Annotated in this window: 22 protein-coding genes; 19 read left to right on the top strand and 3 right to left on the bottom strand. The window is 61.5% G+C overall.

Translation table 11 applies throughout. The features are described 5' to 3' along the window. Positions 1-6 precede the first annotated feature (6 nt). On the bottom strand, positions 7-1,374 hold the full coding sequence (locus tag PST29_RS29000) for a CYTH domain-containing protein (RefSeq protein WP_060844914.1): 1,368 nt from the start codon (positions 1,372-1,374) through the stop codon (positions 7-9). A 159-nt stretch (positions 1,375-1,533) separates the two neighbouring features. On the opposite strand from PST29_RS29000, the gene argE reads away from it, so the two are divergent. The 11 genes from argE (at position 1,534) to coaA (ending at position 12,979) form a co-directional block, all read left to right on the top strand. Beyond that, complete coding sequence (argE, locus tag PST29_RS28995) at positions 1,534-2,688, top strand: acetylornithine deacetylase (RefSeq protein WP_060844913.1); 1,155 nt, start codon at positions 1,534-1,536, stop codon at positions 2,686-2,688. Between the two features lie 141 nt (positions 2,689-2,829). After that, the gene (gene argA / locus PST29_RS28990; RefSeq protein ID WP_016967643.1) at positions 2,830-4,128 is read left to right on the top strand and encodes an amino-acid N-acetyltransferase; all 1,299 of its coding nucleotides are present in this window, start codon (positions 2,830-2,832) and stop codon (positions 4,126-4,128) included. 499 nt (positions 4,129-4,627) lie between these two features. After that, complete coding sequence (locus PST29_RS28985; protein ID WP_016967642.1) at positions 4,628-5,971, top strand: OprD family porin; 1,344 nt, start codon at positions 4,628-4,630, stop codon at positions 5,969-5,971. A gap of 273 nt (positions 5,972-6,244) precedes the next feature. Then, positions 6,245-6,883, top strand: coding sequence for a peroxiredoxin (locus PST29_RS28980; protein WP_060841617.1), 639 nt, complete (start codon positions 6,245-6,247; stop codon positions 6,881-6,883). A gap of 311 nt (positions 6,884-7,194) precedes the next feature. Then, entirely contained in the window at positions 7,195-7,788 is a 594-nt protein-coding gene (gene ssuE / locus PST29_RS28975) for an NADPH-dependent FMN reductase (protein ID WP_060841616.1), read from the top strand. Positions 7,789-7,879: 91 nt separating this feature from the next. Continuing rightward, positions 7,880-8,845, top strand: coding sequence for a sulfonate ABC transporter substrate-binding protein (locus PST29_RS28970; protein WP_060841615.1), 966 nt, complete (start codon positions 7,880-7,882; stop codon positions 8,843-8,845). Positions 8,846-8,869: 24 nt separating this feature from the next. Then, positions 8,870-10,018 carry an FMNH2-dependent alkanesulfonate monooxygenase gene (ssuD, locus tag PST29_RS28965; RefSeq protein WP_060841614.1) on the top strand — a complete coding sequence of 383 codons (1,149 nt, stop codon included), beginning with the start codon at positions 8,870-8,872 and terminating at the stop codon, positions 10,016-10,018. A 9-nt stretch (positions 10,019-10,027) separates the two neighbouring features. Beyond that, the gene (ssuC, locus tag PST29_RS28960) at positions 10,028-10,816 is read left to right on the top strand and encodes an aliphatic sulfonate ABC transporter permease SsuC (RefSeq protein WP_060841613.1); all 789 of its coding nucleotides are present in this window, start codon (positions 10,028-10,030) and stop codon (positions 10,814-10,816) included. Then, positions 10,813-11,619, top strand: coding sequence for an aliphatic sulfonates ABC transporter ATP-binding protein (gene ssuB / locus PST29_RS28955; protein ID WP_060841612.1), 807 nt, complete (start codon positions 10,813-10,815; stop codon positions 11,617-11,619). Before ssuC ends, ssuB begins: the two co-directional genes overlap by 4 nt. Before the next feature lie 109 nt (positions 11,620-11,728). Further along, complete coding sequence (locus tag PST29_RS28950) at positions 11,729-11,944, top strand: TOBE domain-containing protein (RefSeq protein WP_011064106.1); 216 nt, start codon at positions 11,729-11,731, stop codon at positions 11,942-11,944. A gap of 117 nt (positions 11,945-12,061) precedes the next feature. Continuing rightward, entirely contained in the window at positions 12,062-12,979 is a 918-nt protein-coding gene (coaA, locus tag PST29_RS28945) for a type I pantothenate kinase (RefSeq protein ID WP_060844912.1), read from the top strand. Between the two features lie 4 nt (positions 12,980-12,983). On the opposite strand, the gene PST29_RS28940 is transcribed toward coaA, so the two are convergent. Beyond that, on the bottom strand, positions 12,984-13,622 hold the full coding sequence (locus tag PST29_RS28940; protein WP_060841610.1) for a TetR/AcrR family transcriptional regulator: 639 nt from the start codon (positions 13,620-13,622) through the stop codon (positions 12,984-12,986). 136 nt (positions 13,623-13,758) lie between these two features. Further along, the gene (locus PST29_RS28935) at positions 13,759-15,135 is read right to left on the bottom strand and encodes a glutamine synthetase family protein (protein WP_047306546.1); all 1,377 of its coding nucleotides are present in this window, start codon (positions 15,133-15,135) and stop codon (positions 13,759-13,761) included. Positions 15,136-15,413: 278 nt separating this feature from the next. Between PST29_RS28935 and PST29_RS28930 the strand changes: the two genes are divergently transcribed. The 8 genes from PST29_RS28930 (at position 15,414) to PST29_RS28895 (ending at position 24,597) form a co-directional block, all read left to right on the top strand. Beyond that, entirely contained in the window at positions 15,414-16,196 is a 783-nt protein-coding gene (locus PST29_RS28930; protein WP_060844911.1) for a gamma-glutamyl-gamma-aminobutyrate hydrolase family protein, read from the top strand. 38 nt (positions 16,197-16,234) lie between these two features. After that, on the top strand, positions 16,235-17,593 hold the full coding sequence (locus PST29_RS28925) for a glutamine synthetase family protein (protein WP_060841608.1): 1,359 nt from the start codon (positions 16,235-16,237) through the stop codon (positions 17,591-17,593). A gap of 56 nt (positions 17,594-17,649) precedes the next feature. Continuing rightward, positions 17,650-19,014 (top strand): aspartate aminotransferase family protein, encoded by a 1,365-nt coding sequence (locus PST29_RS28920; RefSeq protein ID WP_060841607.1) that lies wholly within the window; start codon positions 17,650-17,652, stop codon positions 19,012-19,014. Between the two features lie 183 nt (positions 19,015-19,197). Beyond that, complete coding sequence (locus PST29_RS28915) at positions 19,198-20,295, top strand: polyamine ABC transporter substrate-binding protein (RefSeq protein WP_060841606.1); 1,098 nt, start codon at positions 19,198-19,200, stop codon at positions 20,293-20,295. Between the two features lie 189 nt (positions 20,296-20,484). Beyond that, complete coding sequence (locus PST29_RS28910) at positions 20,485-21,579, top strand: polyamine ABC transporter substrate-binding protein (RefSeq protein ID WP_060844910.1); 1,095 nt, start codon at positions 20,485-20,487, stop codon at positions 21,577-21,579. 71 nt (positions 21,580-21,650) lie between these two features. Continuing rightward, complete coding sequence (locus PST29_RS28905; RefSeq protein WP_060841604.1) at positions 21,651-22,793, top strand: ABC transporter ATP-binding protein; 1,143 nt, start codon at positions 21,651-21,653, stop codon at positions 22,791-22,793. A 35-nt stretch (positions 22,794-22,828) separates the two neighbouring features. Then, positions 22,829-23,710: an ABC transporter permease subunit gene (locus tag PST29_RS28900; protein WP_173655965.1), complete on the top strand. Its 882-nt coding sequence runs from the start codon at positions 22,829-22,831 to the stop codon at positions 23,708-23,710. Further along, positions 23,707-24,597, top strand: a complete 891-nt coding sequence (locus tag PST29_RS28895) for an ABC transporter permease subunit (RefSeq protein WP_060841603.1) — start codon at positions 23,707-23,709, stop codon at positions 24,595-24,597. The genes PST29_RS28900 and PST29_RS28895 overlap by 4 nt, the downstream gene beginning before the upstream one ends. The last annotated feature ends 82 nt before the right edge of the window (positions 24,598-24,679 follow it).

The raw sequence follows: 24,679 nt of genomic DNA, 5'->3' as shown, positions 1-24,679 counted from the left end.
GAGCGATTACAGGCGCAGCAGGGTCTTCCAGGCGCGGTTCTGGAACACCGCGATGGCTTGCTGCTTGCGAGCATCGAGGGCTTCGTCGGTGATCGGTTCGTTGGCCAGTTGGGCCAGCTTGTTCAGTTCACCGTAGAGGCGGTCCAGCTCGGCGATGTCCAGTGCGGCGCGGGCATGGTGCAACCAGGCCTGGATGCGTTCGATCCGTGGCAGTTGCTCGGCCAGGTCTTCGGGCTGCTGCTGGTAGCGCGGCAGTTGCAGCGAGGTGGCTTCTTCGGCCAGCAGGCGTGGCAGCCAGCTGCCCAGTTGCGCCGCGCCCTGGCGGTTGCCACGGGTGTTGCGCTCGGCAGTCCAGGAGCGGGCCAGCAGCCAGCGCGAAGTGTTCAGGGAGAACAGGCCCCAGCGCACGTCCTGCAACTCTTCGATGAATTGCTCCGGCGCGGCCTTGCGCACGTCTTCATCGTCGAGGCCGGCTTGCACCAGCGGGCGCCAGTCTTCCAGCAGGGCATCCAGGGCACTGCGCAGTTCGGCAGTGGACTGGCGCGGCGCGGCCTGGCCCAGGCTGCTGGCCAGGGCCCGCAGTTCGGCGAGGTTGTCCACCCAGTCCTGCAGCAGGCGCCAGTGGCCGTTGAAACGATACTGTTCGGCCAGGCGCTGGCTGCTGCCCAGCAGATGCCAGGCCAGGGCGGCGAAAGCGTCGTCCAGCGGGGTTTCGGCGCTCAGCTGTGGCGCCGGCAGGCTCAGGGAGTAGCTGCCGGCATCGAACAGGCGATAGCCGCGCTCGGCCTTGCTGATGTCGCAGGGCATCAACGGCAGGGTGAGGGCCAGTTCCGCGGCCAGTTCCAGCAGCGCGGCCGGTTCGCCTTCGCGCAGTTCCAGCTCCAGCTCGCAGATTTCTTCCTTGTGCTTGCCGGCAATCACCTGGCCCAGGTCCAGGGCGGCTTCGATCACCACCTTGGTCTTGCCCCGGCCCCAGGCGATTTCTGCACGCTCGCGGACAAAGTCGGTGGTGAACAGCGGCTTGAGGGTCTTTTTGTCCAGCTCGGCGAGGGCCTCGGGCCAGCATTCGCCGTCGAGTTTCTTCAGGTCGAGCTTGGCCTTGGCCAGTTGCCAGTCGTATTCGTTGCGCTCGGACAGGCCGGCGACGCTCTGGCCGCTGGTCTTGAGGGTCTGGATCACCGCGTCGCCGTCGCGGCGCAGGCGCAGGGCGACTTTGGCCCGGGCCAGATCGCGTTCTGGGGTGTCGAAGTACTGGTTCATCAGCTCACGGCGTTCCCAGCCACTTTTGTTGCGTTTTTTCAGGAGCGGGTGCTCGCGCAGGGCGGCGAGGGTTTCGCGGCTGACGCGGAGTTTGATTTCGGTTTCTTTCTGCATGGCCGGAAAATCCAGGATCGGGAGTGCAGCCGGAGGAAGAGTTGGCTGCCAAGGCCGTGCAGTGTACAGGACCGGGCGCGTGGAGGCGCCACGACGGTTCCTTCCTCTCGCCCGATGCCTCTATGATGCTGCTCATCTTGGGATTTCCGGAGCCAGCTCATGCCATTGCCGTCCTTGAAGGAGCAGTTCGCCGCACTGATCGCCGCGCCGTCGGTGAGCTGCACCCAGCCTGCGCTGGACCAGTCCAACCGTGAGGTGATCGACTTGCTGGCCGGCTGGCTCGGCGACCTGGGGTTCAACTGCGATATCCAGCCGGTCAGCCCCGGCAAGTTCAACCTGCTGGCCAGCTACGGCAGTGGTCCTGGTGGACTGGTGCTGGCCGGGCACAGCGACACCGTGCCGTTCGACGCCGCGTTGTGGCAGACCGATCCACTGAAACTGACCGAGGTCGACGGCCGCTGGGTCGGTCTGGGCAGTTGCGATATGAAGGGCTTCTTCGCCCTGATCATCGAAGCAGTGCGGCCTTTGCTCGATCAGCCGTTCAAGCAGCCGCTGCTGATCCTGGCCACTTGCGACGAAGAGAGCTCCATGGCCGGGGCGCGGGCCCTGGCGGAAGCCGGGCGTCCCCTGGGGCGCGCGGCGGTGATTGGCGAACCCACGGGGCTCAAGCCGATCCGCCTGCACAAGGGGGTGATGATGGAGCGCATCGATATCCTCGGGCGCAGCGGGCACTCCTCCGACCCGAGCCTGGGCCGCAGTGCCCTGGAAGCGATGCACGACGCCATCGGCGAGCTGCGGGGGCTTCGGCTGCTGTGGCAACGCGAGTACCGCAATCCGCAGTTCAGCGTGCCGCAGCCGACCCTGAACTTCGGCTGCATCCATGGTGGCGACAATCCCAATCGCATTTGTGGCCAGTGTTCCCTGGAGTTCGACCTGCGCCCCTTGCCGGGCATGGACCCGCAGCTGTTGCGCGAGGCCATTCGTCAGAAGCTGGCGCCGATTGCCCAGCGCCATGAAGTGCAGATCGACTATGCCCCGCTGTTTCCCGCCGTGCCGCCGTTCGAGCAGCCCGAGGACGCGGAGCTGGTGCGGGTGGCGGAGCGGTTGACCGGGCATCGCGCCGAAGCAGTAGCGTTTGGCACCGAAGCGCCTTATCTTCAGCGCCTTGGCTGCGAGACCCTGGTGCTCGGTCCGGGTGATATCGCCTGTGCCCACCAGCCGGGGGAATACCTCGAAATGTCACGCTTGCAGCCTACCGTGCATCTATTACGAGAATTGATCGAACATTACTGCCTGACGCCGGCCCAGCTTTAAGTAAATTGCCGGTGTTCCTGTCCGTACCCATTGAGGAGAGTAAGCGTGTTGCCAAGCCTGTTCCGACGATAACCATCAGCCCGCTGTGCGTTTTCCGTTTCGTCCTTTTATAGGCTGCTATTTATTTACAGGCTCAGGTTCATGCCCGAATACGTCAATTGGCTTCGCCACGCGTCTCCCTACATCAACGCTCACCGGGATTGCACCTTTGTGGTCATGCTCCCCGGCGACGGTGTTGAACACCCCAACTTCGGCAATATCGTTCACGACCTGGTGCTGCTGCACAGCCTGGGGGTGCGTCTGGTGCTGGTGCACGGTTCCCGCCCGCAGATCGAAGCGCGCCTGGCGGCTCGTGGCCTGACGCCGCATTACCATCACGGCCTGCGCATCACCGATGCGGCGACCCTGGAGTGCGTGATCGACGCCGTCGGCCAGCTGCGCATTGCCATCGAGGCGCGCCTGTCCATGGACATGGCTTCTTCGCCGATGCAGGGCTCGCGGTTGCGGGTGGCCAGCGGCAACCTGGTGACGGCGCGTCCGATCGGAGTGCTGGAAGGCGTCGATTTCCATCACACCGGCGAGGTGCGCCGGGTCGATCGCAAGGGCATCAACCGCCTGCTGGATGAACGCTCCATCGTGCTGCTGTCGCCCCTGGGTTATTCGCCCACCGGTGAAACCTTCAACCTGGCCTGTGAGGACGTGGCGACCCGTGCCGCCATCGACCTGGGTGCCGATAAGCTGCTGCTGTTCGGTGCCGACCCCGGGTTGCTGGATGAAAACGGCAAGCTGGTGCGCGAACTGCGTCCGCAACAGGTGCCGGCCCACCTGCAGCGCCTGGGCAGCAACTACCAGGCCGAACTGCTGGATGCCGCCGCCGAGGCCTGCCGTGGCGGGGTGGGGCGCAGCCATATCGTCAGCTATGCCGAAGATGGCGCGCTGTTGACCGAGCTGTTCACCCGTGATGGCGGCGGCACCCTGGTGGCCCAGGAGCAGTTCGAGCGGGTGCGCGAGGCGGCGATTGAAGACGTCGGCGGGTTGCTGGATCTGATCAGTCCGCTGGAAGAGCAGGGCATCCTGGTGCGGCGTTCCCGCGAGGTGCTGGAGCGCGAGATCGAACAGTTCAGCGTGGTCGAGCGCGAGGGCATGATCATTGCCTGCGCGGCCTTGTATCAGATTGCCGATTCCGATGCCGGCGAACTGGCCTGTCTGGCGGTGAACCCGGAATATCGCCATGGCAAACGTGGCGATGAACTGTTGGAAAGGATCGAGGCCCGGGCCCGGGCCCAGGGCCTGAAAACCTTGTTCGTTCTCACCACCCGCACCGCGCACTGGTTCCGTGAGCGGGGCTTTGTGCCCAGCAGCGTCGAGCGCCTGCCGTCGGCCAGGGCTTCGCTGTACAACTATCAGCGCAACTCGAAGATCTTCGAGAAGGCTCTCTGAGCCTTCCGCTCGTCCCGCAAACTGCAACGCCTCGGTCCCCGGATCGAGGCGTTGTGCTTTATGGACATGTCAGAAAAATTTCATTTCGATACAAAAACTGTAACAAATTGACGGGAGGATAGGCTCTTAGCCATGATTGCGTCGCTTTTTTGATCCTGTTTGACGTTTTGCGCCCAAAACGCATCGGATCATGGGCCGCGGGAGTGGGAAAAATCTTTTCAGTCATAAGCTCGTGAGCGTCTACGCTGGGACGTTCAGCGTATTAGTGGCGAGCTTTATTCCTGAAAGGCATGAAAAAGAATTAAACAATTCTTTTTGGGTTTATGAGTAATTCATTACCCTGCAGGGACCAAATTACGGCGATTAGACCATGGTCGTAGACACAGATCGTTACGATTGACTTATCAGTCACGGTCTGGCGCTAATCGCGCATCTGTGGCACCCGGGCGTTCGATCCGGGGCCAGGAACCACAAGAATTAGAAACGAGAGGAGCGAAACATGAACAAGTCCACCTTGGCCCTGGCTGTGGCCGTAGGGGTTTTGGCGCAGCAGGCAGGCGCCGCCGGTTTCATCGAAGACAGCAAGGCCACCTTGGGGCTGCGTAACTTCTATATCAATACCGATAACCGTGATGGCCACCCATCCGCTACGTCTAACACTCGTAGCAAGAATGCGGAGTGGGGCCAAGGCTTCGATCTGCGCTTTATCTCGGGCTACACCCAAGGCACTGTCCAGTTCGGTGTGGATGCTATTGGTCTGTATGGCGTGCGACTGGACTCTAGTCGTGCTAACCACGGGAACTACACTGGCACAGCCTCTGGTGGCACTGTATTCCCAAGCGATGGCAACGAGGCTGTTCATGATTTCGCCAGCCTGGGTCTGACCGGCAAGGTCAAGATTTCCCAGACCGAGCTGAAGATCGGCACCCTGATGCCGAACAACCCGGTGATCAAGGCCAACGATGGTCGTCTGCTGCCACAAACCTTCCAGGGTGGCCAGATCACGTCGAACGAGATCAAGGACCTGACCCTGACCGCGGGTCAGATCGAACACGCCAAAGGGCGTAACTCGAGCAACAACGAAGGCCTGTCGATTGCGAACGCTAATGCTAGTTCCAACTACGACAAGGGCGAGTTCACCAACAAGTTCTACTACGCGGGTGCCGACTACAAGGTCACCAAGGATCTGACAGCGTCGTACTACTACGGCGAGCTGAAAGATTTCTACACCCAGAACTTCCTGGGTCTGGTGCATAACTGGGCTATCGGCCCTGGCGTTCTGAAAAGCGACCTGCGTTACTACCGCAGCCGTGATACCGGTGCCAATGGTGATACCGCGTCCTACTACACATCTGGTTACTACGGCGGTAGCGTTACCAAAGGCAAGGTCGACAACAACCTGTACAGCTATCTGGCTTTGTACTCGGTTGAAGGTCACACCTTTGGCGGTGGCTACCAGTACACCAATGGCGACAGCGACTTCCCTTGGCTGAACCAGGGTGACGGTTCGTCCGCCAGCATCACCACTGACATGCAAATCCAGAAGTTCGCCCGTGCTGGCGAGCGCACCTGGCAGGCTCGTTACGGTTATGACTTCGCCAAGCTTGGCGTACCTGGCCTGACAGCGAACGTTGTTTACCTGCGCGGTAACAACATCCAGACCACTGTTGGCGACAAAACCGAGTGGGAGCGCGACCTGACCGTTGCCTACGTTATCCCTGAAGGTCCGCTGAAGAACCTGGGCTTTGCGTGGAAAAACGCCATGTGGCGCACCGACCTGGCCAGTACTCGTTCCCAAGACGAAAACCGCCTGATCGTCAGCTACTCGATCCCGCTGCTGTAATAGCGTGATAAAGCCTCGCCCGGCGCAATGCCGGGCGAGGTATTGCTTCAAGTCAGGCCCACCCCCGTGAGCCCTTCCTGAATTCCCCTCTTTGTACAGCGACTCAAGGCCTTCTCGAACCTTGTTGAGAAGGGTGGTCTTCGCCGGTGCGCGCGTCCAGTGAAGAGATTTTTAATATTCCTTGTAGTTCTTAATAAATCGATATTTATTCTTTTTAAATAAGCTCAGGCGCAGGCAGAGTAGCTCCATCACGCACTCACAGGAGCAGCAGCCATGAGCCTCAGACTGGGCGATATCGCCCCCGACTTCGAACAGGATTCCAGTGCCGGCAAGATTCGTTTCCACGAGTGGCTGGGCGACAGCTGGGGCGTGCTGTTTTCCCATCCGGCGGACTTCACCCCGGTGTGCACCACCGAGCTGGGCTTCACCGCCAAGCTCAAGGATGAATTCGCCCAGCGCGGGGTGAAAGCCATTGCCCTGTCGGTGGACCCGGTGGATTCCCATCACAAGTGGATCGAAGACATCAACGAAACCCAGAACACCCGGGTCAACTTCCCGATCCTGGCGGACGCTGATCGCAAGGTGTCGGACCTCTACGACCTGATCCACCCCAATGCCAGCGACACCCTGACCGTGCGTTCGCTGTTCATCATCGACCCGAACAAGAAGATTCGCCTGACCATTACCTATCCGGCCAGCACCGGGCGCAACTTCAACGAAATTCTCCGGGTCATTGACTCGCTGCAACTCACCGACAACTACAAGGTGGCCACGCCGGCCAACTGGCAGGACGGTGACGAAGTGGTGATCGTGCCTTCGCTCAAGGATGAAGACGAGATCAAGCGCCGCTTTCCCAAAGGCTATCGCGCAGTGAAGCCTTACCTGCGCCTGACTCCACAACCCAATCGCTGACCCGCTCACCGCTGCAGGGGCCGGCTTGCCGGCGAAGGCGGCGGTGAGACCGGTGCAAATTTCGCCGATCCTTTCGCGGGCAAGCCCGCTCCTGCGCTGAATGCAGGGGTAACAGAACCATAAAGCAGGGGTTTTAAGGCCGTTTCGACGGCCTATTTTTTTGCCTGGAAATCACCATTAGTTATATTCACTTAAGGAATAAACAAATGAAAAAATAAGATTTATGGATATATAAATAGACTGTTAAGGTCTGTGCAGTCCGGCGAGATCGCATCCCGCGAATCGCTTATCTAGTTCAAGGAATCCCCCGAATGCTGGTGGTCTCTCTCGGTGGCAGTCCCAGTCAGCGATCCCGTTCCGGGGTGCTGCTGGAGTTGGCCAAGCGCTGGTTACAGCACAACGGCGTGGAAGTGGTCAGTTACCAGGTGCGGGACTTCCCGGCCGAGGATCTGCTTCACGCCCGCTTCGACAGCCCCAAGGTCATCGACTTGCTGCAACAGATCGACCAGGCCGATGGCCTGTTGATCGCTACGCCGGTGTACAAGGCGTCGTTTTCCGGGGCATTGAAAACCCTGCTCGACCTGCTGCCGGAGCGTGCCCTGAGCCACAAGGTGGTATTGCCCATGGCGACCGGCGGCAGCATCGCCCATATGTTGGCGGTGGATTACGCCCTCAAGCCCGTGCTCTCGGCGCTCAAGGCCCAGGAAATGCTCCAGGGCATCTTTGCCGAGGACAGCCAGATCGCCTACGGCGAAGGCAGTGTCCAGCCGCAGCTGGCCGAGGCCCTGGAACTGCGCCTGCGTGAAGCGCTTGAGCAGTTCCACAGCGCCATGGCGCGCCGCCCCAAGCCGCTGGATCCACACCTGTTGAATGAACGTCTGTTGAGTGCTCGCTGGAGCATTTGAGTCACACCCCTGATGTGAAGTACTGACCTTACTCGCCCGCCAACGGGCAAGCAGGTGCAGCCACAACCCCCACAGCAAAAAGGAGAGCGCCATGCGCCCTGTCATTTTGCGTCGCGGTCTGGTCGCTCTGTTTGCTGCGGCTGTGTCCTTCGGCGCCATCGTTCAAGCTCAAGCCGAAACCCTGCGTATCGGTTATCAGAAGTACGGCACCCTGGTGCTGCTCAAGGCCAAGGGCACCCTGGAAAAGCGCCTGGCGCAGCAAGGCGTGGACGTGAAGTGGACCGAGTTTCCGGGTGGTCCGCAGTTGCTGGAAGGGCTGAACGTCGGTTCCATCGACTTCGGCGTGACCGGCGAAACCCCGCCGGTGTTCGCCCAGGCCGCCGGTGCCGACCTGCTCTACGTGGCCTACGAACCACCGGCGCCCCATAGCGAGGCGATCCTGGTGCCCAAGGACTCGCCGATCAAGTCGGTGCAGGACCTCAAGGGCAAGAAAGTGGTGCTGAACAAGGGCTCCAACGTTCATTACCTGCTGGTCCGCGCCCTGGAAGACGCCGGCCTCAAGTACAGCGATATCCAGACCGTGTTCCTGCCGCCGGCCGATGCCCGCGCTGCGTTCGAGCGTGGCAGCGTCGACGCCTGGGTCATCTGGGACCCTTACCAGGCGGCGGCCGAGCAGCAACTGCAGGCGCGCACGCTGCGCGATGGCAGCGGCATCGTCGACAACCACCAGTTCTACCTGGCGACCAAACCCTATGCGCAACAGCACCCCGAGGTGATCAAGGCCCTGGTGGAAGAAGTGCGGGCGGTGGGCGAGTGGTCCAAGGCCAATCCGCAGGAGGTCACCGAGCAGGTGGCGCCGCTGCTCGGCCTGCCCACTGAGATCACCCTGACCTCGGTGAAGCGCCAGGGCTACGGCGCGGGCTTCCTGACTCCGGAGGTGATCGCCGCGCAGCAGAAAATCGCCGACAGCTTCTATCAGCTCAAGTTGATTCCCAAGCCGCTGAGCATCAAAGACGTGATCTGGACGCCCACCGCCGCCGTGGCCAAAGCGCCGTAAATCGACCCCTTAGGAGACAACTCCATGAGCCTCAACATCTTCTGGTTTCTGCCCACTCACGGCGACGGCCATTACCTTGGCACCGCCGAAGGCGCCCGCGCCGTGGATCATGCTTACCTGCAGCAGATCGCCCAGGCCGCCGACCGCCTGGGGTTTGGTGGCGTGCTGATCCCCACCGGACGCTCCTGCGAGGATTCCTGGCTGGTGGCGGCTTCGCTGATTCCGGTGACCCAGCGCCTGAAGTTTCTGGTCGCCCTGCGCCCCGGGATCATTTCCCCGACGGTGGCGGCGCGCCAGGCGGCGACCCTGGATCGGCTGTCCGGCGGCCGGGCGCTGTTCAACCTGGTGACCGGTGGCGACCCGGACGAACTGGCCGGTGACGGCCTGTTCCTCGACCATGAAGAGCGTTATCAGGCGTCGGTGGAGTTCACCCGTATCTGGCGCCGGGTGCTGGAAGGCGAAACCGTGGATTACGACGGCCAGCACATCAGTGTGAAGGGCGCCAAGTTGCTCTATCCGCCGCTGCAGCAACCGCGCCCGCCGCTGTATTTCGGTGGCTCTTCGGAAGCCGCTCAGGACCTGGCCGCCGAGCAGGTGGACATGGTTCTGACCTGGGGCGAGCCGCCGGCTGCCGTGGCCGAGAAGATCCGGCAGGTGCGTGACAAGGCCGCCAAGCTTGGACGCAGCGTGCGCTTCGGCATCCGCCTGCACGTGATTGTGCGGGAAACCAATGCCGAAGCCTGGCAGGCCGCCGAACGCCTGATTTCCCATCTGGACGACGACACCATCGCCCGGGCCCAGGCGTCCCTGGCGCGCTTCGACTCCGTTGGGCAGCAGCGCATGGCGGCCCTGCACGGTGGCCGTCGCGACCGGCTGGAAGTCAGCCCCAACCTCTGGGCCGGTGTCGGCCTGGTGCGTGGCGGGGCCGGCACCGCCCTGGTGGGAGACGGCCCGACCGTGGCGGCGCGGATGAAAGAGTACGCGGACCTGGGCATCGATACCTTCATCTTCTCCGGTTATCCACACCTGGAAGAGTCCTATCGCGTGGCCGAGTTGCTGTTCCCGCACCTGGATATCGAACGGCCCAAGCTGCCTGAAGCCGCCGGTTACGTCAGCCCGTTCGGGGAGATGGTCGCCAACGACATCATTCCCAAAGCCGCGTCCCAGAGCTGAGGTGCGGCCATGAATGGACAACGCATAGTGCAGCGTCTGGCGCCCTGGGCCCTGCCCTTGCTGCTGCTCGCGGTGTGGCAACTGTCGGTGTCGGCGGGTTGGCTGTCGACCCGCATCCTGCCGGCTCCCAGCGCGGTGATCGAAGCCGGGATCAGTCTGGTGCGCAGCGGTGATATCTGGACCCACCTGGCCATCAGTGGCTGGCGTGCGGGGCTGGGGTTTGTCATCGGTGGCGGTATCGGCCTGGCGCTGGGCTTCATCACCGGCCTGTCGAAGTGGGGCGAGCGGCTGCTGGACAGTTCGGTGCAGATGATCCGCAACGTGCCGCATCTGGCGCTGATCCCCCTGGTGATCCTGTGGTTCGGCATCGATGAGTCGGCGAAGATTTTCCTGGTGGCCCTGGGCACCCTGTTTCCCATCTACCTCAACACCTACCACGGCATCCGCAACGTCGATCCGGCGCTGGTGGAGATGGCGCGCAGTTATGGCCTGTCCGGCTTTGCGCTGTTTCGCCAGGTGATCCTGCCGGGGGCCTTGCCCTCGATCCTGGTGGGCGTGCGCTTTGCCCTGGGCTTCATGTGGCTGACCCTGATCGTCGCCGAAACCATCTCCGCCAGCTCCGGCATCGGCTACCTGGCGATGAACGCCCGGGAGTTCCTGCAGACCGACGTGGTGGTGCTGGCCATCGTCATGTACGCGGTGCTCGGCAAGCTGGCGGATCTGGCCGCACGTGGCCTGGAACGGGTCTGGCTGCGCTGGCATCCGGCCTACCAAGTGGCCAAAGGCGGTGCCCAATGACGGCTCAACAACCTCCACGGCTGCTGCGGGGCATTCCCCTGGCCGTGCGCAAACTGCAAAAGACCTTCGGCTCGCGCCAGGTGCTGCGGGAAATCGACCTGCACATTCCCGCCGGCCAGTTCGTCGCGGTGGTGGGGCGCAGCGGTTGCGGCAAGAGCACCTTGCTGCGCCTGCTGGCCGGACTCGACCAGCCTTCGGGCGGGGAGTTGCTGGCGGGCTCCGCGCCCTTGAGCGCCGCCATCGAAGACACCCGGTTGATGTTCCAGGAGGCGCGTTTGCTGCCCTGGAAGAAAGTCATCGACAACGTCGGACTCGGTCTGGCGGGCCACTGGCGGCCCCAGGCCCTGGAAGCCCTTGAGGCGGTGGGCCTGGCCGATCGCGCCAATGAGTGGCCGGCGGCGCTGTCCGGTGGCCAGAAGCAGCGTGTGGCGCTGGCCCGGGCCCTGATCCATCAACCGCGGCTGTTGCTGCTGGACGAACCGCTGGGGGCGCTGGATGCCCTGACCCGGATCGAGATGCAGCAGTTGATCGAACGCCTCTGGCAGCAGCACGGTTTTACCGTATTGCTGGTGACCCACGATGTCAGCGAGGCGGTGGCGATTGCCGATCGGGTGATCCTGATCGAGGACGGCGAGGTGGGGCTGGACCTGCACGTCGAGCTGCCGCGTCCGCGCGTGCGCGGTTCCCATCGCCTGGCGGCCCTGGAAACCCAAGTCCTCAACCGTGTGCTGTCACTGCCCGGCTCGCCGCCGGAACCGGAACCTGTTTCACCCTTGCCCACGCAGTTGCGTTGGGCGCTCTAGAGCAGCGGCAAGTTTTCAGCTGCAAGCGGCAAGCAAGAGCGTCGCGCTTGTGCTTGCCGCTGAGCGCTTGAAGCTTGCAGCTCTGTTTTTCGACCCTAGGAGAAATACCATGACCATCAAAGCCATCAACGTACGCAACCAGTTCAAGGGCACCATCAAGGAAATCGTCGAAGGCGACGTGCTCTCGGAAATCGATGTCCAGACCGCTTCCGGGATTGTCACTTCGGTGATTACCACCCGTTCGGTCAAGGAGCTGGAACTGTCCATTGGCAGCGAAGTGATTGCCTTTGTGAAGTCCACCGAGGTGTCGATCGCCAAGCTATGAGCGATGCCAGAGATCAGCCCCGAAGGGTGCGAGCCCTTCGGGGCTTTTTCATGGGCGCTGTAAATACCGGTCAGATTTGATACTTTCCCTGCTTTCGGCAAGACCTGAACAGTAAACATGACAACAGAGCAGGGTCCAAACGCAGGGTATCTGGAGTTCGATCGCGACCACTGGTCGGCGTTGCGGGCCGGAGAACCCATGAACCTGTCGCCGTCCGAGATGGACTCGCTGACCAGCCCGACCCAGCCCATGGCGTCCGAAGAGGTGCGGCAGATCCTGCTGCCCCTGTCGCGCCTGCTGCATTTGCATGCAGCCCAGGTGCAGTCGCTCAAGGTGCCCCAGGCCGGCTTCAAGGCCCCCTATGTGATCGGTGTGTCCGGCAGCGTGGCGGTGGGCAAGAGCAGTTTTGCCCGGGTCCTGGCGGCGCTCCTGGCCTATTGGCCGGGCAAGCCCAATGTGCATCTGGTGACCACGGATTCGTTTCTGTTCCCCCTGGCCACCCTGCAGGAAAAAAATATCCTGCATCGCAAGGGGTTTCCCGAGTCCTACGATGAACCGCTGTTCGTGGATTTTCTCCAGGCCGTGTGCCGCAGGGGCGAGGCGGCGCGGATTCCCATCTATTCCCATGTCCGCTACGACATCCTGGCCGATGAGACGCAGTCGGTGGAGGCGCCGGACATCATCATCCTCGAAGGCCTGAATGTGCTGCAGGGGGAGCGGGGCCAGGGCTTGAATCCCCTGGACTTCATCGACTTCTCCATCTACGTCGACGCGTCCGAGGAGGCGATCAAGGCCTGGTATCTGGAGCGTTTTGTCTACTTGAAGAACACCGCTTTCCAAGCGGCAGATTCCTATTTCAACAAGTACAAGGGGCTTTCGGACCCCGAGGCGTTGTCGGTGGCGTCCGATACCTGGGATAGGGTTAACCTGAAGAACCTTATCGAAAACATCCTGCCGACCCGGGAACGGGCCAACCTGATCATTCACAAATCAGCGGATCACAGCATCGACAGGCTGCTACTGCGGCAAGCTTGAGCGCTCAGAGTGGCGCTGGGCGCTTGGGCAGGTAGGGCGGTAGATACAGGCTCAGGTAGGCATCGAACACGCGCATGCCTTCCTCGGCCATGCGCGGGGTGATCTGCCCGTGCTGCTGCACCGAGCGGGCATACACCCGGTCCCCGAGCTCCATGGCCAGGGCGAACACGTCCACGTCGGCGGGCAATCTCGGCAGTTCGAAGTGTTGATTGAACAGTGTGTGCATCAGGTCCCCCAGCTCTAGGTCGTGCTGGCGATCGGCCTGGGTGACTTCGGTCAGCCCGTGCTGGGCGAGGATCAGCTGGCGGGCCGCCGCGTCCGCGCCGTAGATGTCGAGCATGCGCTGTTCCACCAGGCGTGACAGGTCACGCCAGCCCTGGAGCCGGTGGTGGTCGATGGGGGCTTGCAGGCAGGCACGAAACGCAGCGTGCACATCGGCGGTCAGGGCCTCCAGCAGGGCCGGGACGCTGGCGAAGAAGTGATAGACCGATGAGGGTGGAATCTGCGCCCGTTCGGCCACGCTGTAGATCGACAGGCTGGCCACGCCCTCGCTGGCCAGCAGGGTCCGGGCGGCCTCGAGTATCGAGTCGATCCGGGCCTGGCTGCGTGCACGGGGTTTGCGAAGCGGGGCGGTGCGCGTCATCGGTGTCTCCTACTGGGCAGCGGGCATTGTACGCGACAGTGCGAGGATTCCTGAATCCGCCGGCCATGGATCCGAGCCCCAAAAAAAACGCCGCGAGCGGTGAGCTGCGCGGCGTTCTTTATTTTGCGACAACCGCTTACACGGTGTGCAGGTACCAGTTGTACTCGAGGTCGGAGATGGAGTGTTCGAACTCCTCCAGCTCGCTCTCTTTGCAGGCCACGAAGATATCGATGTATTTCGGATCGATGTACTTGGCCATCACTTCACTGTCGTCCAGCTCGCGCAGGGCATCGCGCAAGTTGTTCGGCAGGCTTTGTTCGTTCTGCTCGTAGCTGTTGCCTTCGGTCGGTGCCGGCGGCTCGATCTTGTTGGTCAGGCCGTGGTGCACGCCCGCCAGGACCGATGCCATCAACAGGTACGGGTTGGCGTCGGCACCGGCGACCCGGTGCTCGATGCGCACCGCATCAGCGGAGCCCGTCGGTACGCGAATGGCCACGGTACGGTTGTCCAGGCCCCAGCTCGGCGAGTTCGGCACATAGAACTGGGCGCCGAAACGACGGTAGGAGTTGACGTTCGGGCAGAGGAAGGCCATCTGCGCCGGTAGGGTCTCGAGCACACCGCCGATCGCGTGACGCAGTGCGGCGTTCTGCTCGGGATCCTCGCTGGCAAAGATGTTCTTGCCATCTTTATCCAGAACCGAAATGTGGACGTGCAGACCGTTGCCCGCCTGGCCCGGGTAAGGCTTGGCCATGAAGGTGGTGTCCATCTCATGGTCGTAGGCGATGTTCTTGATCAGGCGCTTGAGCAGTACCGCGTAGTCGCAGGCCTTGATCGGGTCGGCCACGTGGTGCAGGTTCACCTCGAACTGCGCCGGGGCACTTTCCTTGACGATGGCGTCGGCCGGGATGCCTTGCTCCTTGGCACCTTCCAGAATGTCCTGGAGGCAGTCGACGTATTCGTCGAGATCGTCGATCAAGTAGACCTGAGTGGAATGTGGGCGTTTACCGGAGATCGGTGAGCGTGGAGGCTGTGGACGGCCGTTCACGTTCTCCTGGTCGATCAGGTAGAACTCCAGTTCGAAGGCTGCGCAGATGGTCAGTCCCAGTTCGTCGAACTTGGTCACGACCTGACGCAGCACTTCCCGTGGATCGGCGAAGAACGGATCGCCTTCCAGCTCGTGCATGGTCATCAGCAGCTGCGCAGTAGGGCGCTTCTGCCAGGGTTCATTGCACAGGGTATCGGGGATCGGATAGCAGATTCGGTCAGCATCGCCGATGTCCAGGCCCAGGCCGGTGCTTTCCACCGTAGAGCCATTGATATCCAGGGCAAAGAGGGAGGCCGGCAGGTTGATGCCTTTCTCGTAAACCTTGTGGAGGCTGGTGCGTTCGATGCGCTTGCCGCGCACCACACCATTCATATCCGCAATCAGAAGGTCAACGTACAGAACCTCAGGATGTTCCTTAAGGAACGCGTTCGCTTCGTTAAGCTGAACGGCACGCGGGGGTACCGACATGATGCAACACCTTTGTTGTTAAAAATATCAATCATTGATCTTTTCTGGTTTCAGTCAACCCGAACGGCATGCCGAAGTCAAGTAAGGCTCTTTACGCCCTAATAAAGGGCTACCAAGGCTCTTTTGGGGCAAAACAGGGCATTTTTTGGGACTCGACTGCCTCGGGTAGCGCAGGCTTGAGCGGGCCGTGTTGTATTTTTTACGGGGGTGTTGTGTAAAAAAATGAACAAGGCTAAGCTCGAATCAAACCCATAACAGCAATAATACCGGGGTGTTTCATGTCTCGCCTGCCGTTAATCGGCATCACCACCTGCTCCAGGCAGATCGGTCTGCATGCTTATCACATCAGTGGCGACGAGTATGTCCAGGCAGTAGCCAGCGCAGCCCAGGGCGTGCCGGTGATTCTTCCATCCCTGGCGCAGCTGCTTTCCCCGTCCGATATTCTGGACGGTCTGGACGGCATCCTCTTTACCGGCTCTCCCTCCAATATCGAACCTTTCCATTACCAGGGGCCCGCCAGCGCGCCCGGCACTGCTCATGATTCTGCACGGGATGCAGCGACCCTGCCCCTGCTGGACGCTGCCGTTGCCGCGGGCGTTCCCGTGCTGGGCATCTGCCGCGGGTTTCAGGAAATGAACGTCGCCCTGGGCGGCAGCCTCCACCAGAACGTGCATGAAGTGCCGCCGTTCATGGACCACCGCCATGATGAAGAGGCCGACCAGCCCCTGGATGCCTGGTACGCACCGGCCCATGACGTGCATGTCCAGGCCGGTGGTGTCCTGGCGGGCCTGGGCCTGCCGCAGACGATCCAGGTCAACTCGATTCATGCTCAAGGCGTTGAACGTCTGGCGCCGGGGCTGCGGGTCGAGGCGCTGGCTGTCGACGGCCTGGTCGAGGCCGTTTCGGTCGAAGCAAGCAAGGCTTTTGCGTTGGGGGTGCAATGGCACCCCGAATGGCAGGTAAGCTGCAACCCTCACTACCTGGCCATTTTCCAGGCTTTTGGTGATGCCTGCCGCCAGCGGGCAAAACAACGCGACGCCGAAGCGTCACACAACGCCTGACTTAATAGAGAGTCAGGAAACTCAGCCTAGAGGCATTTATGAGTAACAACCTCGACCAGCTCACCGATTGGTTGAAAGACCACAAGATCACAGAAGTCGAATGCATGATCGGCGACCTGACCGGTATCACCCGGGGCAAGATCTCGCCGACCAACAAGTTCATTGCCGAAAAAGGCATGCGCCTGCCCGAGAGCGTGCTGTTGCAGACCGTGACCGGCGACTATGTCGAAGACGACATCTACTACGAGCTGCTGGACCCGGCGGATATCGACATGGTCTGCCGCCCGGACCATAACGCGGTGTACCTGGTGCCCTGGGCCATCGAGCCCACGGCCCAGGTGATCCATGACACCTACGACAAGCAGGGCAACCCCATCGAGCTGTCGCCGCGCAACGTCCTGAAGAAAGTCCTCAAGCTCTACGCCGACCACGGCTGGCAGCCCATCGTGGCGCCGGAGATGGAGTTCTACCTGACCAAGCGCAGTGACGACCCCGACTACCCGCTGCAGCCGCCGATCGGCCGTTCCGGCCGCCCGGAAACCGGTCGCCAGTCGTTCTCCATCGAAGCGGCCAACGAATTCGATCCGCTGTTCGAGGACGTCTACGACTGGTGCGAACTGCAGGAACTGGACCTGGATACGCTGATCCACGAGGACGGCACGGCGCAGATGGAAATCAACTTCCGTCACGGCGATGCCCTGTCCCTGGCCGACCAGATCCTGGTGTTCAAGCGCACCATGCGCGAAGCCGCGCTCAAGCACGACGTGGCCGCCACCTTCATGGCCAAGCCCATGACCGGCGAGCCCGGCAGTGCCATGCACCTGCACCAGAGCATCATCGACATCAACACTGGCAAGAACGTCTTCTCCAACGAGGACGGGACCATGAGCCAGCTGTTCCTCAACCACATCGGCGGCTTGCAGAAGTTCATCCCCGAGCTGCTGCCGCTGTTCGCTCCCAACGTCAACTCGTTCCGCCGCTTCCTGCCGGACACTTCGGCACCGGTGAACGTCGAGTGGGGCGAGGAGAACCGCACCGTGGGCCTGCGGGTGCCGGATGCCGGTCCGCAGAACCGTCGGGTGGAAAACCGCCTGCCGGGTGCCGACGCCAACCCCTACCTGGCGATCGCCGCCAGTCTGTTGTGTGGCTACATCGGCATGGTCGAGGGCCACAACCCGAGTGCGCCGGTGGTCGGGCGCGGCTATGAACGCCGCAACCTGCGTCTGCCGCTGACCATCGAGGACGCCCTGGAGCGCATGGAAAACAGCAAGACCATCGAGAAGTACCTGGGCCAGAAGTTCATCACCGGCTACGTCGCGGTGAAGCGGGCCGAACATGAAAACTTCAAGCGCGTGATCAGTTCGTGGGAGCGGGAATTCCTGTTGTTCGCCGTCTGATTCGCCGGGCGCCACTGCCCGCCAGTGGCGCCTTCACTGACACTTAGGAGAGATTGATGACTCAAAAAAACCCGCAAACCCGCGAGTGGCAAACCCTCAGCAGTGATCACCACCTGGCGCCCTTCAGTGATTTCAAGCAATTGAAAGAAAAGGGGCCGCGGATCATCACCCACGCCAAAGGCGTGTATCTCTGGGACAGTGAAGGCAATCAGATTCTCGACGGCATGGCCGGTCTATGGTGCGTCGCCATCGGCTATGGCCGTGATGAGCTGGCCGATGCCGCCAGCCAGCAAATGCGCGAACTGCCGTACTACAACCTGTTCTTCCAGACCGCGCATCCGCCGGTGCTGGAGTTGTCCAAGGTGATTGCCGAGATCGCGCCGCAAGGCATGAATCATGTGTTCTTCACCGGTTCCGGTTCCGAAGGCAACGACACCATGCTGCGCATGGTCCGCCATTACTGGGCGATCAAGGGCCAGCCGAACAAGAAAACCATCATCAGCCGGGTCAATGGCTACCACGGCTCCACCGTGGCCGGCGCCAGCCTCGGCGGCATGACCTACATGCACGAACAGGGCGACTTGCCAATCCCGGGCATCGTCCATATCCCGCAACCCTACTGGTTCGGCGAGGGCGGCGACATGAGCCCCGACGAGTTCGGCATCTGGGCGGCCAATCAACTCGAAGCAAAGATCCTGGAACTGGGCGTGGACAACGTCGGTGCCTTTATCGCCGAGCCGATCCAGGGCGCCGGTGGCGTGATCGTGCCGCCAGACAGCTACTGGCCGCGGATCAAGGAGATTCTCGCCAAGTACGACATCCTGTTTGTCGCCGACGAGGTGATTTGTGGCTTTGGTCGTACCGGTGAGTGGTTCGGTAGCGATTTCTACGACCTCAAGCCCGACATGATGACCATCGCCAAGGGCCTGACCTCCGGCTACATCCCCATGGGTGGCCTGATCGTGCGTGACGAAGTGGTGGCGGTGCTCAACGAGGGCGGCGACTTCAACCACGGTTTCACCTATTCCGGGCATCCGGTAGCCGCTGCCGTGGCCCTGGAGAACATCCGCATCATGCGCGAGGAAAAAATTATCCAGCGCGTCCATGAAAAAACGGCACCTTATTTGCAGAAACGTCTGCGTGAGCTGAACGACCATCCGTTGGTGGGCGAGGTTCGCGGGGTGGGTCTGCTGGGGGCGATCGAGCTGGTCAAGGACAAGGCCACCCGGGCGCGCTATCAGGGCCGGGGCGTGGGCATGATCTGTCGGCAGTTCTGTTTCGACAACGGCCTGATCATGCGTGCCGTGGGCGACACCATGATCATTGCCCCGCCCCTGGTGATCAGCGAAGCGGAGATCGACGAGCTGGTAGCCAAGGCGCGCAAGTGCCTGGACCTGACCTTGAGTGCCCTGCAGGGCTGAGTGCTAGGCTTTGATCGCGGTGCTTGCGGGCGCCCTGTTCGAAGCAGGCATAAAGGCCGGTCTTTCCTTGAAAGCCGGCCTTGGATCTTGCCAGACTACCCGCCGTTTTGGTTGCCCGGATATTGGCCGCTGAACGAGTGGTTAAAAAGAATAATTGGAGCATTACGCATGAAGGCATTAGGTATGAAGTTAGCTGGCAAGACCCTCCTCGCCATGTCCCTGATGGGCGTGATGGCGGCGGCAGCACAGGCGGACGATAAAGTGCTGCACGTTTACAACTGGTCCGACTACATCGCTCCGGACACCATCAAGAAGTTTGAAGCCGAGTCGGGCATCAAAGTGGTCTACGACGTGTTCGACAGCAACGAAACCCTGGAAGCCAAGTTGCTCGCCGGCAAATCCGGCTACGACGTGGTAGTGCCTTCCAACAACTTCCTGGCCAAGCAGATCAAGGCCGGCGTCTATCAGGAGCTGGACAAGTCCAAGCTGCCGAACTGGAAGAACCTCAACGAATCGCTGCTCAAGGCGGTATCGGTGAGCGACCCGGGCAACAAGCACGCTTTCCCTTACATGTGGGGCTCGATCGGCATCGGTTTCAACGCCGAGAAGGTCAAGGCGGTGTTGGGTGCCGACGCACCGACCAACTCCTGGGACCTGCTGTTCAAGCCGGAAAATGCCGAGAAGTTGAAGGCCTGCGGCGTCAGCTTCCTCGATTCGCCAACCGAGATGATTCCGGTGGCGCTGCACTACCTGGGCTACCCGACCGACAGCCAGGACAAGAAACAGCTGGCTGAAGCCGAAGCGCTGTTCCTCAAGATCCGTCCTTCGATCGCCTACTTCCACTCCTCCAAGTACATCTCCGACCTGGCTAACGGCAACATCTGCGTCGCCGTGGGCTACTCGGGCGATATCTACCAGGCCAAGGCCCGTGCTGCCGAAGCCGGTGACAAGGTCAAGGTCAGCTACAACATTCCGAAAGAAGGTGCTGGCAGCTTCTACGACATGGTCGCCATCCCTAAAGACGCGGAAAACGTCGAAGGCGCCTACAAGTTCATGACCTTCCTGCAAAAGCCTGAAGTCATGGCCGAAATCACCAACGCCGTGCGTTTCCCCAACGGTAACGCGGCTGCAACCCCACTGGTCGATAAAGACATCACCAGCGACCCGGGCGTTTACCCGCCAGCTGAAGTCCAGGCCAAGCTGTACGCGATTGCCGACCTGCCGGCCGCGACCCAGCGCATCCTGACCCGCAGCTGGACCAAGATCAAATCCGGCAAATAAGCCGATTTGCAGCACGACCTGTTGCCGTCGTCATGGCGAGGGCGGCAACAGGAAACAATTAAATGACAGAAAGTTTTGCTGGATTGGTTTATCGAGGGTAAGTTGCGCGCCGGTTTTGTTGCTGGGCAGCTCGGAGGCTGTCAGGTAGCGCGGGGCAACTTGGGCCCAACTATTGAAGAGGACCTCCACTTGCCTATTTCTTTATTTCGCAAAGCCATGCTGGTCGCCGCCAGCCTGACGCTGGTGGCTGGCGTCCAGGCTGCACCGTCCGTGCATATTTATAACTGGTCCGACTACATTGGGAAAAACACCCTGGCCGAGTTTGAAAAGGCCACGGGCATCAAGCCGGTGTATGACGTTTTCGATTCCAACGAAACCCTGGAAGGCAAGTTGCTGGCCGGTCGTACCGGTTATGACGTGGTGGTGCCGTCCAACCACTTCCTGGGCAAGCAGATCAAGGCCGGCGCGTTCCAGAAGCTCGACAAGAGCCTGCTGCCGAACTACTCGAATCTCGATCCGGCGCTGCTCAAGCGCCTGGAAATGAACGACCCGGGCAACCAGTACGCAGTGCCGTACCTGTGGGGCACCAACGGCATCGGCTACAACGTCGACAAGGTCAAGGCCGTGCTGGGCGTGGACAAGATCGACTCCTGGAGCGTGCTGTTCGAGCCGGAGAACATCAAGAAGCTCAACAGCTGCGGCGTGGCCTTCCTCGACTCCGCCGATGAAATGCTGCCCACGGTCCTCAACTACCTGGGCCTGGATGCCAACAGTACCAACCCCCAGGACTACAAGAAGGCCGAGGCCAAGCTGCTGGCGGTGCGTCCCTACGTGACCTACTTCCATTCGTCCAAGTACATCTCGGACCTGGCCAACGGCAATATCTGCGTGGCCATCGGCTTTTCCGGCGATGTGTTCCAGGCCAAGGCCCGGGCCGCCGACGCCGGCAAGGGCGTGAACATCGCCTACGCCATTCCGAAGGAAGGCGGTGCCCTGTGGTTCGACATGCTGGCGATCCCCAAGGACTCGACCAACGTCAAGGAGGCTCACGCCTTCATCAACTATTTGCTGCAACCTGAGGTGATTGCCCAGGTCAGTGACTATGTCGGTTATGCCAACCCCAACCCCGGGTCGGACAAGCTGATGGAGCAGTCCATTCGCACCGACGAAGCGGTTTATCCACCGCAAGCCGTACTCGACAAGACCTACGTGTCCATCGAGTTGCCACCCAATATCCAACGCTTGATGACCCGCAGCTGGACCAAGGTCAAGACGGGTAAATAGTTCCACAGGCTCAAACTATCCAAGGTCCGCCCGCATGGGGCGGGCTGCAAATTTTGTTGGGAGTTTCGCAAATGGCAGTTGCCTCCGGCGCCTATAAGAAAGCCCTCGAGGGCGACCAGACACCTAAGCAGGTGCTGGTCAAAATCGACCGGGTCACGAAGAAGTTCGACGAGACGGTTGCCGTGGACGATGTGTCCCTGGAAATCAAGAAGGGCGAGATCTTCGCCCTGCTCGGCGGTTCGGGTTCGGGCAAGTCCACCTTGCTGCGGATGCTGGCCGGTTTCGAACGGCCAACGGAGGGGCGAATCTTCCTCGATGGCGTGGACATCACCGACATGCCGCCTTACGAGCGGCCGATCAACATGATGTTCCAGTCCTACGCGTTGTTCCCGCACATGACCGTGGCCCAGAACATCGCCTTCGGCCTCAAGCAGGACAAGATCCCGCCGGCGGAAATCGACGCACGGGTGGCAGAAATGCTCAAGCTGGTGCAGATGAGCCAGTACGCCAAGCGCAAGCCGCACCAGCTGTCCGGTGGCCAGCGCCAGCGTGTGGCCCTGGCCCGTTCCCTGGCCAAGCGTCCCAAGCTGCTCTTGCTGGACGAACCCATGGGCGCCCTGGACAAGAAACTGCGTTCGCAGATGCAGCTGGAGCTGGTGGAAATCATCGAGCGCGTCGGCGTGACCTGCGTGATGGTGACCCACGACCAGGAAGAGGCCATGACCATGGCCGAGCGCATCGCCATCATGCACCTGGGCTGGATCGCTCAGATCGGCAGCCCGATCGACATCTACGAGACCCCGGTCAGCCGCCTGGTCTGCGAATTCATCGGCAACGTCAACATCTTCGAGGGTGAAGTGGTGGACGATGCCGAGGGTCACGCGCTGATCACCTGCAAGGACCTGGATCGCAACATCTACGTCGGCCACGGCATCAGTACCTCGGTGCAGGACAAGTCGGTGACCTACGCGATTCGTCCGGAGAAGCTGCTGGTCACCGCCGAAATGCCGACCTGCGAATACAACTGGTCCAGCGGCAAGGTGCATGACATCGCCTACCTGGGCGGGCATTCGGTGTTTTACGTCGAGCTGCCGAGCGGCAAGCTGGTGCAATCCTTCGTCGCCAACGCCGAGCGCCGTGGCGCGCGGCCGACCTGGGGTGACCAGGTCTACGTCTGGTGGGAAGACGACAGCGGCGTGGTACTGCGCTCATGAACATGCGAAAGCTCAAGCGCCGACTCAATCGAATAATTCCCGGTGGCCGTCAGATGGTCATCGGGGTTCCGTTCATCTGGCTGTTCCTGTTCTTCATGCTGCCGTTCTTCATCGTCCTGAAGATCAGCTTCGCCGAAGCGGACGTGGCCATTCCGCCGTACACCGAGATCTACAGCTACGTCGACCAGAAGCTGCAGGTGCTGCTCAACCTGGGCAACTACGCCATGCTGGGGGACGACGAGCTGTACATCGCCGCCTACCTCGGCTCGCTGAAGATGGCGTTCTTCAGCACCATCCTCTGCCTGCTGATCGGCTACCCGATGGCCTATGCCATCGCCAGTGCCCGCAAAGAGCTGCAGACCGTGCTGGTGCTGCTGATCATGATGCCGACCTGGACCGCGATCCTGATCCGCGTCTATGCCTGGATGGGCATCCTCAGCAACAACGGCCTGCTTAACGGCTTCCTGCTGTCCATGGGCTGGATCAACGAGCCGCTGCAGATCCTCAACACCAACATCGCGGTGTACATCGGCGTGGTCTATTCCTACCTGCCGTTCATGATCCTGCCGCTGTACGCCAACCTGGTGAAGCACGACACCAGCCTGCTGGAGGCCGCTGCCGACCTGGGCTCGAGTACCTTCAACAGCTTCTGGAAGATCACCGTGCCGCTGTCCAAGAACGGCATCATCGCCGGCTGCATGCTGGTGTTCATCCCGGTGGTGGGCGAGTTCGTGATTCCGGAACTCCTGGGCGGCCCGGAAACCCTGATGATCGGCAAGGTGCTGTGGCAAGAGTTCTTCAACAACCGTGACTGGCCGGTGGCGTCCGCCCTGGCGGTGGTGATGCTGGCGATCCTGATTGTGCCGATCATCCTGTTCAACCGCAGTCAGGCCAAGGAAATGGAGGGCAAGGAATGAAGCGCTTCAGTTTCTCCAGCCTGATGCTGGTGTTGGGCCTGTTGTTCATCTACCTGCCGATGCTGATCCTGGTGATCTACTCGTTCAACGCCTCGAAACTGGTGACCGTTTGGGGCGGCTGGTCGATCAACTGGTACGTCGGCCTGCTGGATAACACCCAGCTGATGGGCTCGGTGGTGCGTTCCCTGGAGATCGCCTGCTACACCGCGGTGGCGGCGGTGGCCCTGGGCACCCTGGCGGCGTTCGTGCTGACCCGGATCACCCACTTCAAGGGGCGCACCCTGTTCGGTGGCCTGGTGACCGCGCCGCTGGTGATGCCCGAGGTGATCACCGGTCTGTCGCTGTTGCTGCTGTTCGTGGCCATGGCCCAGGCTGTGGGCTGGCCGCAGGAGCGCGGCATCGTCACCATCTGGATCGCCCACACCACGTTCTGCGCGGCCTATGTGGCGGTGGTGGTGTCGGCTCGCTTGCGCGAGCTTGACCTGTCCATCGAAGAGGCGGCCATGGACCTGGGCGCGCGGCCGTGGAAGGTGTTCTTCCTGATCACCATCCCGATGATCGCGCCGTCGCTGGCGGCCGGCGGCATGATGTCCTTTGCCCTGTCCCTGGATGACCTGGTGCTGGCCAGCTTCGTTTCCGGCCCGGGTTCCACCACCTTGCCGATGGAGGTGTTCTCGGCGGTGCGCCTGGGGGTCAAGCCGGAGATCAACGCCGTGGCCAGCCTGATCCTGCTGGCGGTGTCCCTGGTGACCTTCCTGGTCTGGTTCTTCAGCCGTCGCGCCGAAGAATCCCGCAAGCGCGCGATCCAGCAGGCCATCGAAGAAAGCGCCGCCGATTCGTGGAAGCAGCCGGACGTGCGCCGGGCCCAAGCGCCGGAAGCGGTCTGACCTCAGGTTCGCAACACCTCAGGTTCGCAATAAAAAACCTCGCCCCGTAACCGGGAGCGAGGTTTTTTATTGCCTCATGCCG

It is taken from the genome of Pseudomonas sp. St29, assembly GCF_001547915.1.
In the GTDB taxonomy this organism is placed as follows: Bacteria; Pseudomonadota; Gammaproteobacteria; order Pseudomonadales; family Pseudomonadaceae; genus Aquipseudomonas.
This window is presented reverse-complemented; position numbering and strand designations above follow the sequence as displayed.